This is a genomic window from Bartonella sp. MR110HLJHH, assembly GCF_042194225.1.
In the GTDB taxonomy this organism is placed as follows: domain Bacteria; phylum Pseudomonadota; class Alphaproteobacteria; order Rhizobiales; family Rhizobiaceae; genus Bartonella; species Bartonella grahamii.
Genome location: NZ_JBHIMQ010000002.1, coordinates 150,124 through 161,006, shown reverse-complemented (window position 1 = coordinate 161,006; position 10,883 = coordinate 150,124). Strand labels below are relative to the sequence as shown.

Below are 10,883 nucleotides of genomic sequence, written 5' to 3'. Positions count from 1 at the left end.
TGGAACTTCAGCAACCATTGCTTCTGTTGTAATCAGAAGGCTAGCAATTGAAGCCGCATTCTGGAGAGCAGAACGCAAAAACTTTCACTGGATCAACAATTCTTGAAAGTAATCAAATCACCAAATTCACCGGTTGCAAAACGTGAAAAAGCATTAAAAAAAACGGGCACAGAAAGCCCGTTTCTTTATTACTTCTATGGAATAAGAGCTTAGAAATCCATTCCGCCCATTCCACCCATTCCGCCACCAGGCATTGGAGGCATTGGTGTATCTTTCTTTGGAACTTCAGCAACCATTGCTTCTGTTGTAATCAGAAGGCTAGCAATTGAAGCCGCATTCTGGAGAGCAGAACGCACAACTTTCACTGGATCAACAATTCCCAAAGCAATCAAATCACCAAATTCACCCGTGGCAGTATTGTAACCATAAGTGTCAGCATTATTTTCCAGCACTTTGCCCACAATAATAGCGGCTTCTTCACCGGCATTGGTTGCGATTTGACGTGCTGGCGCTTGAAGAGCACGACGAACGATATGAATACCTGCTTCTTGGTCAGGATTGCTTCCTTTAACGGTCAACGCATTTGCTGCACGCAACAATGCGGTACCACCACCAGCAACAATACCTTCTTCAACAGCAGCACGTGTTGCATTCAAAGCATCATCAACACGGTCTTTCTTTTCTTTCACTTCAACTTCTGTTGCACCACCCACGCGGATAACAGCAACACCACCAGCGAGTTTAGCAAGTCTTTCTTGCAATTTCTCACGGTCATAGTCAGAAGTTGTTTCTTCGATCTGAGCCTTGATTTGATTGACGCGAGCAGTAATTTCAGACTTTTGTCCAGCACCATCAATAATGGTGGTGTTTTCTTTAGAAATATTCACTTTCTTTGCACGTCCAAGCATATCCAAAGTGACATTTTCAAGTTTAATGCCCACATCTTCAGAAATAACCTGTCCGGATGTCAAGATTGCGATATCCTCTAACATGGCTTTACGGCGATCACCAAATCCAGGTGCTTTTACAGCAGCAATTTTCAAACCACCACGCAACTTGTTAACCACGAGCGTTGCCAAAGCTTCACCTTCCACATCTTCAGCGATAATGAGAAGTGGTTTTCCAGATTGCACAACAGCTTCAAGCACTGGAAGAAGAGATTGCAAATTAGACAATTTCTTTTCGTGAATGAGAATGTAAGGATCATCAAGATCAGCGACCATTTTCTCAGCATTTGTGACAAAATAAGGGGAAAGATACCCACGGTCAAATTGCATTCCTTCAACGACTTCTAATTCCGTTTCAGCAGTTTTAGCTTCTTCTACGGTAATGACGCCTTCATTGCCCACTTTTTCCATAGCATCAGCGATCATTTTACCGATTTCAGCAGCACCATTAGCAGAAATAGTTCCTACTTGTGCAATTTCTGCTGAAGTTTGGATTTTTTTTGCTTTTTTGAAGAGGTTTGCCACCACTTCATCCACAGCAGCATCAATCCCGCGTTTAAGATCCATTGGGTTCATGCCAGCAGCAACAGCTTTAACGCCTTCTTGCACAATAGCTTGTCCTAAAACAGTTGCTGTTGTTGTTCCATCACCAGCGATATCATTGGTTTTAGAAGCAACTTCGCGCAACATTTGTGCACCCATATTTTCGAACTTATCTTCAAGTTCAATTTCCTTTGCAACGGATACACCATCTTTTGTGATGCGAGGCGCACCGAATGATTTATCAATCACCACATTACGACCTTTAGGGCCGAGTGTCACCTTAACAGCATTAGCAAGGATGTCGACACCGCGCAACAAACGCTCACGCGCTTCACGGCCAAATTTGACTTCTTTAGCAGCCATTTAATTTCTCCTTGGAGTTTTCTCAAAATAGTACACAATGAAAAGTTAAGCGCTTCAATTAGCCCATAATTCCCATAATGTCAGATTCTTTCATGATGAGGAGGTCTTCCCCATTAATCTTGACTTCAGTTCCAGACCATTTTCCAAAGAGGATACGGTCTCCTGTTTTGACTTCTAAAGGCACACGCTTTCCGTTATCATCGAGAGCGCCATTGCCAACAGCAATCACTTCGCCTTCTTGAGGTTTTTCTTTTGCTGTATCAGGGATGATAATCCCACCAGCCGTTTTATTTTCAGATTCAACCCGACGGACAACGACACGGTCGTGAAGTGGGCGGAATTGTATATTAGCCATGTTTTAAATCCTTAAAACTGAACATAATTGCATTAATCTTAAAAGTTCTTGCTAGCACTCATAGCTTGAGAGTGCTAGTATAAGTTAGATATAAAATCTGCATCTCTTAATGTCAAGAATAGCCATAAAATAATTTCTCTAAATGAAGCTTCAAAGTCTTGCCTCTCATTGCACTTTCGCGTTATTTAGCTTTTTTAAGAACCCGTGAACAAAAAAGGATCTTATCATGGTTGAAACACGTCAGGAAACGGATAGCTTTGGAACGATTTCGGTACGTCAAGATCGTTATTGGGGAGCACAAACTGAACGTTCACTGCATAATTTTAATATTGGCAGTGAAAAGCAGCCTCTTGCCATCATCTATGCCTTAGTCCTTATCAAAAAAGCTGCAGCTGTTGTAAATATGGACAAAGGAAAACTACCAGCAAATATTGGAAAAGCAATTATTGCCGCCGCCGATGAAGTGCTTGCCGGCGATTTTGATACGCATTTCCCACTCTCCGTCTGGCAAACAGGTTCTGGCACACAAAGCAATATGAATGTCAATGAAGTCATTGCTAATCGTGCCAGTAAGATTTTGGGAGGAAAACTTGGAAGCAAAAAACCAGTTCATCCCAATGACCATGTCAATATGAGTCAATCATCGAACGATTCCTTTCCCACAGCGCTTCACATTGCCACCACGTTGCAAACACGCCAACACTTACTGCCAATCCTTGAAGCTCTTATTGCTACACTAAAACAAAAAGAGCAAGAATTTGCAGACATCATTAAAATCGGCCGCACCCATACCCAAGATGCAACGCCTTTAACCTTAGGACAAGAATTTTCAGGCTATCGTGCCGCATTAGAAGCCAATCTTCAGCGCATTGAAAATGCTCTAACCGATGTCCACATGCTTGCTCAAGGTGGCACGGCTGTTGGCACAGGACTAAATGCGCCAAAAGGTTTTGACATTGCTTTTGCGCAAACAGTGAGCGCTTTCACAGGAATAACGTTTCAAACTGCCAGCAATAAATTTGAAGCACTCGCCCATCATGGAGCCCTTGCGCATTTCCATGGGAGCTTGAATGCTCTTGCTGCTGATCTGTTTAAAATTGCTAATGACATTCGATTTTTGGGCTCAGGACCACGTTCAGGTTTAGGGGAACTCAGTCTTCCCGAAAATGAACCCGGATCTTCCATCATGCCAGGCAAAGTTAATCCCACGCAATGTGAAGCCTTAACCATGGTCGCATGCCAAGTTTTTGGCAATCACACCAGCGTAACCTTTGCCGCAAGCCAAGGACATTTTGAACTCAACGTTTATAAACCTGTTATTGGCTATAACGTTTTACAATCAATTACCCTTCTTGGTGATTGCATGCGCTCTTTTGATGAACATTGCATTCAAGGATTACGAGCCAATCGCATTCATATTCACTCGCTCATGGAGCGCTCACTCATGTTAGTCACAGCTCTTGCACCAGAAATTGGCTATGAAAAAGCTGCTGAAATTGCCAAAGCAGCGCATAAAAATGATACAACTTTGCGCGCAGAAGCAATAAAAGCTGGCGTTTCTGGAGCTGATTATGACCGGCTGGTTGATCCCAAAAAGATGATTTCTCCCCAATAAACAACTCACTAAAAAAAGATGCAAACGTCTTAAAACAAATCTTTCTGTCAAAAGATCGGGGTGTTTACACCCCGACGATGACCGATAACGATTACCCACAGCGTTCATTTTAGGCTCTGGTCCATATTTCTGCTCTTGTCTCAATGAGATAATGTATTTATCTATAATGATAATCTCGCGTCATTCATATTGAATGAGAATCCTGAATACCGTAGGATTTTCTCATTTTAAATCTGTCCCATGTTAAATCAATCAAAATCACTTACTTCCACATCACAAGCGGGATAAATGTATGGATAGAAGTTGTATAAAATAAGAAATGACTAAAAACGCCTCTAACGAACCGCCTCAAGTGCCAAGAACTGTCACAACATTGTGGAGAGGGCTGTCACAACACCCACGAGCTGGTAAATATAATGATCGTACCGGCTTGATTCTTTATGAAGCGTAAAGATAAGGGGGGCTCAATGGCTTTATCTTTATACCATTCACGAGCCACCGCCATGAAATGGGTTTGGGAGCATTGAGAAATGTCTCCTTTATGAAGCGTGAAGATAGAAGTGCTCAATAGAGGAACAGCTGTTGGAAAAAACTCAATGCACCGAAAGGTTTTGGCCTTTACTGAAACAATCAGCTCTCTGACGGGGATACCCTTGACAGTTCGCAAAAAATTTTGGAGCATTTACCCATCATGACGCCCTCACCCATTTCCACAAAAACCTGAGTGCACGCGCTAATCTCTTTAAAATTGCCAACGACATTCAGTTTTTAGGCTCTCATCCACGTTCCGGCTTTAAGCGAACGAAAAGAAGAATTTATCGTTTTACATGGTGCATGAGAAACCTCATGAAACATCAGATTCTCGCACTTTGCTCCTTCTTATTCTTCATATCCCATTCAATCAATCAAAACTATTCGCTTGGATTGTTATAAGCAAAAGTGGCATATAGATAAAAAAGAAATAAAGAAATAAAGTCGCTCATCCTCTCAAGTGCTCAAAAGGCTATCGCAATACAAAGCTACGCAATATCAGAAACGAGCAAAGAATGTGATGGTGCCAATATGTATTTTTTACGATCAATTGAATATTAAGCACAATGATATCAATCATTATAGACAATATATTTAACACTGAATAACAAAGAGTGTTTTTAATATATATATATAATAATGGTTCTTTAAAAAAATTAAAATCTTATTTACTATACTATATTTTTTTCTAAAACATAGAAAACACTGAAGGAATATATACAAACCCTGAAAAATTAAGAAAAACGCGGAATAATAGCACGAAAACAAGTTTTAAAAACACTTTAATATGGTTAATTATAGATTTTATACGTATTTTAGTTTTCATAATGATATTAACTATAGATTTTTTTAACCAATTTGTATATAATACGATTTGTATCCGAAATGAATTGGGGATGTTTTTATGAAAACAAAATATTTAATCGCACTATCTATTTTCACTTTCATTACCACTTCAACAGCGCAAGCAGCAGATACGGTAATCTTTGAGCAATCAAAACCGAAGGTTTCATTGCAAAATGATTCATCGTCACGTATCACACCGGTTACTGTTTCTGCGCCTTTTTCTTGGTCTGGTTTTTATTTTGGAGGACAAATTGGATATTTTTCCAGTAAAAATACTCTAGATTACGCAAAAGAAGCCAGGGACGGAAAATGGGCTTGGGTTGATAGAGATTTATCACCGAAACCATCAGGATTGAGAGCAGGTTTGTATGCAGGTTCTAATATTGATCTGGGAGAGAACCTTGTTTTCGGTTTTGATACGGACATAGTCTGGTCTGGGAGGAAAAGTACCCAAACAGACAATGGAAAGAAAATTCTAGATGAATTAGACTCTATTAACATTGCCTTTAAAGAAGCTGGGATTCCTATCATAAAACCTGCAGCTCAGGATGAAACGATACCCAACTATGGTGACATTGTTGTCAGCAGTGTAACATTGAAAGAAAAATGGTCTGGTGCTGCACGCGCGCGTATTGGTTTTGCTTCCCATCGTCTTATGCCTTATGTTGCAGGGGGTATAGCCTATACACAAATGCAATATATCATGTCACTTTTATCAAAATCACAAGAAGATTCGACAGTTTTTGCTTCTGGCGATGTGTTAGATAAAACAAAAACAATGTTTGGTTACACTATTGGTGGTGGTTTTGATCTTGCAATGACAGATAATATCATCATGCGTACAGAATATCGTTATTCAGATTTTTTGAAAAAGAAATTTGCAGACGATAACCTTGAAATCTCTTCTCAAACGCATGATGTTCGCTTTGGTATCGCTTATAAATTCTAAGTTTTGTAGAAAAATTGAACTCTTAAAAAACCCTGTTAAAACGGGGTTTTTTTTATGCCTCTTTTCCTCCTAAAAAGACGCAGATTCTAAAAACCAAGACTAAACTGTAAACAAATCGTCACAAAACAATAAAGCCTCTCCCTCTTTTAAAGCAAGCTCCTATCCTCTCCCCCTTTCATGTATACATTTAGAATATAAAAGCTTTACCATCATACCACTGGCTACCATCGTAAAATAAATGAGAGCAGTTATTAAGAGATGTTTCTTTAAAAGAACTATGGATATTGTGCATCAATTGCAGTTTTATAGGATGATGTTGACTTGCCTCCCCACTCTCAAAGGATCAAGATTCTAAAACCCATTTCTAAAATCATGTCCGTTTGTAAAAACACAACAACTCTTGGGGACTCTTGGGGCAGGCTCCTCTTGGCGCCTCCCCATGGAATGCCCTTAAACCTAAAGTAAAACAAACACTCTTAAGAATATCCAACACACACTGAAAAAAAATTACTGTAACGTTTCAAGGAAGTTTACAGACCCTATATGACCACACTTCAAATGACAGTGTTTACAGCTATTGTATACCAGAGTAGAGAGAGGATATTGCGGTTCTCTGTTTATGTAATTTCTGTAACGGGGAGACAGCTTCATTTGGGGAGAATATGAAATTGTCAAGGCAAAAACCAGTTTCCAACCTTACTATTTCTTTTTACTTCGGTTTTACGACTTTCAAAGCCTCTAAAGCACTATCTTTTAGGCCTCTACAGCTCTGTCTTTTAAAGAAAGGAGTTTACGCATTGCCTCATGCTTGTGTTTCTCACGGGACTTTTTTGGATCACGCCCCTCATGTCATACGACAGCGCTCCAAACCAAACACACTCAAATCCCAAACACACTCAAATCCCAAACACACTCAAATCCAAGACACTTGGGTTGGTAATTCACATGCGTGTTTTCAAGAAACATCTCTCAAAACCCTGACGCCCATTTTGCAATAACGCCCACAAGAATATAAAATCTATAGAGCATCATCTTTACACTTCATAAAAGTGCAAGCTGGCACCATCCATCATATACTCCTACCCCCCAATGATGCCCTTGAAACGGTTTATTAAGAGGCATTTTTATTCATTTTTTGTAAAATTTCATTCCACATTTTGTAAAATTTCATTCCACAATAGCGCATCTAGCTTGCAATGTACAAAAGACATGATTTCGGTTAATTTACTATAAATAAACTTAAAATAAACAAACTTAAAATGAAAGAATCCTATGGTATTCGAGGTTTTTCATTCAACATGCAAAACAGTGAACACTATTTATAAATCCCACATGTTTTATAAATTAACATGATACGCCATAACAGGATAAAGGAAAATCTCTATGAGATGGTGCGGGTGGTCGGACTCGAACCGACACTCCTCTCGGAACCAGATTTTGAGTCTGGCGCGTCTACCAGTTCCACCACACCCGCACATTGCTACAAAAGACAGGACTTAAAATACAGACTTGTCGATTATTCCTTTGCACTATATGAAGAAGCACAGATTCGTCAACAGCAGACTTCTCATTTTTTAAGAATTCATATCATTTTCTTATCTGTTTTATGAAATATTTTCTTTATTGGATTTCTCTACCGGATTTATAACAATCTCATTTGTAAAGTCTTTACCTCTTAAATTTATAGAAAGCCTCATGATATTAAACAAATTAAAGCTTTGGACGATTTCTTTGGCAAATCGGCGTACTGCACCACACTGGCTTGGTTTCATTGCCTTTATTGAAAGTTCTGTTTTTCCAATTCCCATAGATGTTTTATATATTCCGATGCTGCTTATCCATCAAAAGCGAGTTTATCGCTATGCTTTGATTGCGACTATCTGTTCTGTATTAGGAGGCATTGCCGGTTGGTTTATCGGACATTTTGCCTATGATACTCTTGCCAAACCCATTTTAGAAATTTATGGTAAGGTTGAAAGTTTTGAATCTCTGAAAAATAGTGCAACCCTGCAATTTCTAGTCATTTTACTGATAACATCAGGTTTTTTTCATCTTCCCCCCATCAAAATTGTCACAATTTTGGCCGGTGTAATGAGTGTACGTCTTGAACTTTTCATTCTTATTTGTATTTTTTCTAGAGGCGCTCGTTTTTATCTTCTCGCGTGGCTGATTAAACATTTTGGGCAAAAAGCAATGAATTTTCTAGTACAGAATTTCAAATGGATTATTCTCATTGGTTGTGTTAGTCTCGTTTTAATTTATGGGATTTTCATAGCTTTTTTAAACAAAAAGCTTTTATAAGGAACAGACTTAATGGCGTGCGTTTTGTCTTCTCACCCACTTTTATACAAGCACCTTCATCTTGAACCCAGCAGAAAAGAACAAAGTTTATGGGCTTTTTTTCTCGCTTTTTGCTTGTCCGCTACAATAGGTCTTGCCCTTGGTTTTGAATATTTTGGAGGGTATCTTCCTTGCGATTTGTGTCTCATAGAGCGTTTTCCCTATTATGGTGCCATACCCTTTTTGCTCTTAGCAGGTTTTGGGGCATGTTTTTTTCGCATGTCTGCTTGGATACAACTTTTATTTTTGTGTGTTTTTGTCTTAATGTGTATAAGCCTTGTTTTAGCCATTTATCATGCAGGTGTTGAATATGGCTTTTGGGCAGCCCCCCTCAGTTGTGGTTTAAGCGCAGTGAGAAAAACCTCAGACATTAACCAGCTTCTTAACCAATTAAACAACATTCATCCCCCTTCTTGTTCTGAAGCATCCGCACGCTTTCTTTTTCTTTCATTTGCCGGCTGGAATGTCGTTGCTAGTCTATTTTACATGCTTATCAGTTTTTATGTTGCCTCAAAAGGACTCCTTTCAAGCAATAAGAAACTCTAACCATAAAATAGAAATGAAGCCGCGTGCACTCGTTCTCTCCAATCGCTTCCCCCTAAACCAACAACCCTCCAGTCACCAATCACCACCCAAAACCACCCACCGCCAAACCAACCCAACAACCCACCTATCACCAATATCCCTCCTATCACCAACATCCCTCCTCTAGCGTTGTACGCAAAAGACAAAAATAAGCAGATATATCCATTTTATGGTTTCACCTCTCTGTACTTATGAGCAACATTTTGATAAAAACTCGTGATAGAAAAGCCGTAAAATAATAAGTGAGGGGACCGATAAATATAAATGGTCTGCTATGGCTGAAGATAAGAACACAGCGCCTTCTACCCTATCACCTATTTCCTTAGATATAACCAAACTTGAAGAACCATGTGTTATGATGGAACATGATTATAATGCATGGCGCGAGCATATAAGAGAAAGAGATTTAAATGCTCCTTACAAAAAACCACCTCACATAAAACCACGAATCAAATCGGCACCACGCATCAGACAAGTTTTTTGGTGCGATTTTCCTCATGATTCGATACTCCCTGAATTTTGGAAAAAGCGGCCTGTTTTAGTGCTTTCTAAGAATGCAAAATTATATGGAAATGTGACAGTTTTACCTTTTTCAACGAAATCACAACCCAATAATCCCGCTGCGTATCCAATACAATCTCCCATAGAAAATAAAAAAGCATGGATTATCTGCAATTATGTCACAACAGTTTCTGTAAGTCGTTTAAGTTGCTCACGTACTGTTCCAAGATTATCCAGCGAAGATTTTCATAAAGTTGTAGCTCTGATGCTCAAACATTTACCGCATTTACACTATTGACTTTTGAAAAAAATAAGCGTATATGTATCACCATATACGGCATCAGTAATGGTGGCCGCTTCCCCGAAAGGGGAGATAGGAACGAAGGAGTGGGCAACCGCTCCTTTCGTCATTTTTGGTATTTTTTTTGAGAACTTTTTAGCCATTTTTTGCAACCTTCCCTAGAACATATCCAACATTCATTCTCCACCGTTGTTGTTTTGAAATATCTGCGATTTGGGGTAAGCAGAAGACACTATCCGTACTATTGATCTGGTAAAGTTTCCCACGGAGATTACCGAGATGTTGTACATATTTATCATTTCATTGCACAAAAAACCGTGCTGCCGTTGCTTAAACTTTATATGATTTGCCGCAATGGGAATATCTTTCCAAGATTGAAAAAAATTTTTCATAATTTGGCATAACAAATAATCCCTTGTTCTTCGCGCTCTTGAAGTGTTCAATCGCTCAATTTACCAAAAGATATTCGACCTCACAACTTGTTTATTTACGTCCCTCAATACGGATGAAGCGGATGAAAAAGCCAGCATTTTTGAAAAGAAAAATAAAGAGCATTTAATGATTCAAACGCTTTAAGACTACACAGAATACTCCATTCATCTTTGAACGCATCTATTTCTGTAAAGAGAGCTAATAATGCTTATATAATCTGAATAATATTAGTTTACTTACCATATGATAACCGATTGATAACGATAACGCTAAACACAGAACTTACATCACCATACCACAAAATAGTGTTTTTACGAGATAACAAAAAACGATTACTTCACACCGCAATATATCTTAAAAATTGCATCAATAATCCATAGCATTTTTATAAAATACTATGAAATTTGAAAAATTCATACAGAACATATGTCATTTACACCACAATAAAACTACATTTTGTTTACTTAAAAAACATTTTGTATATTAAAAATATCTCCGTTAATAATATAGAATTGCGTTTACGACTTACCAAAACAGATGATACAATAAATACAATAAATACAATAAATACAATA

The 10,883-nt window shown here is 38.6% G+C and carries 8 protein-coding genes and 1 tRNA gene; 5 read left to right on the top strand and 4 right to left on the bottom strand.

The window, feature by feature from the left end; genetic code table 11:
• Positions 1 to 209: 209 nt before the first annotated feature.
• Positions 210 to 1,853, bottom strand: a complete 1,644-nt coding sequence (gene groL / locus ACFIKB_RS02635) for a chaperonin GroEL (protein WP_015856904.1) — start codon at positions 1,851 to 1,853, stop codon at positions 210 to 212.
• Positions 1,854 to 1,911: 58 nt separating this feature from the next.
• Complete coding sequence (gene groES / locus ACFIKB_RS02630; protein WP_005774667.1) at positions 1,912 to 2,208, bottom strand: co-chaperone GroES; 297 nt, start codon at positions 2,206 to 2,208, stop codon at positions 1,912 to 1,914.
• Positions 2,209 to 2,434: 226 nt separating this feature from the next.
• On the opposite strand from groES, the gene fumC reads away from it, so the two are divergent.
• Positions 2,435 to 3,823, top strand: coding sequence for a class II fumarate hydratase (gene fumC, locus ACFIKB_RS02625; protein WP_375635572.1), 1,389 nt, complete (start codon positions 2,435 to 2,437; stop codon positions 3,821 to 3,823).
• 1,435 nt (positions 3,824 to 5,258) lie between these two features.
• Positions 5,259 to 6,149 carry an outer membrane protein gene (locus tag ACFIKB_RS02620; protein ID WP_375652751.1) on the top strand — a complete coding sequence of 297 codons (891 nt, stop codon included), beginning with the start codon at positions 5,259 to 5,261 and terminating at the stop codon, positions 6,147 to 6,149.
• A 1,389-nt stretch (positions 6,150 to 7,538) separates the two neighbouring features.
• Here the strand turns inward: ACFIKB_RS02620 and ACFIKB_RS02615 are convergent.
• Positions 7,539 to 7,623 (bottom strand) — tRNA-Leu (locus tag ACFIKB_RS02615).
• A gap of 221 nt (positions 7,624 to 7,844) precedes the next feature.
• Here ACFIKB_RS02615 and ACFIKB_RS02610 point away from each other — a divergent pair.
• Both ACFIKB_RS02610 and ACFIKB_RS02605 read left to right on the top strand, forming a co-directional pair.
• Positions 7,845 to 8,450, top strand: a complete 606-nt coding sequence (locus ACFIKB_RS02610) for a YqaA family protein (RefSeq protein ID WP_015856907.1) — start codon at positions 7,845 to 7,847, stop codon at positions 8,448 to 8,450.
• A gap of 12 nt (positions 8,451 to 8,462) precedes the next feature.
• Positions 8,463 to 9,035, top strand: coding sequence for a disulfide bond formation protein B (locus tag ACFIKB_RS02605; RefSeq protein ID WP_015856908.1), 573 nt, complete (start codon positions 8,463 to 8,465; stop codon positions 9,033 to 9,035).
• Here ACFIKB_RS02605 and ACFIKB_RS02600 read toward each other — a convergent pair.
• Positions 9,032 to 9,184, bottom strand: a complete 153-nt coding sequence (locus ACFIKB_RS02600; protein WP_375652749.1) for a hypothetical protein — start codon at positions 9,182 to 9,184, stop codon at positions 9,032 to 9,034. The two genes, ACFIKB_RS02605 and ACFIKB_RS02600, sit on opposite strands and share 4 nt — an antisense overlap.
• Positions 9,185 to 9,348: 164 nt before the next feature.
• On the opposite strand from ACFIKB_RS02600, the gene ACFIKB_RS02595 reads away from it, so the two are divergent.
• The gene (locus ACFIKB_RS02595) at positions 9,349 to 9,873 is read left to right on the top strand and encodes a type II toxin-antitoxin system PemK/MazF family toxin (protein ID WP_375635568.1); all 525 of its coding nucleotides are present in this window, start codon (positions 9,349 to 9,351) and stop codon (positions 9,871 to 9,873) included.
• Positions 9,874 to 10,883 lie beyond the last annotated feature (1,010 nt).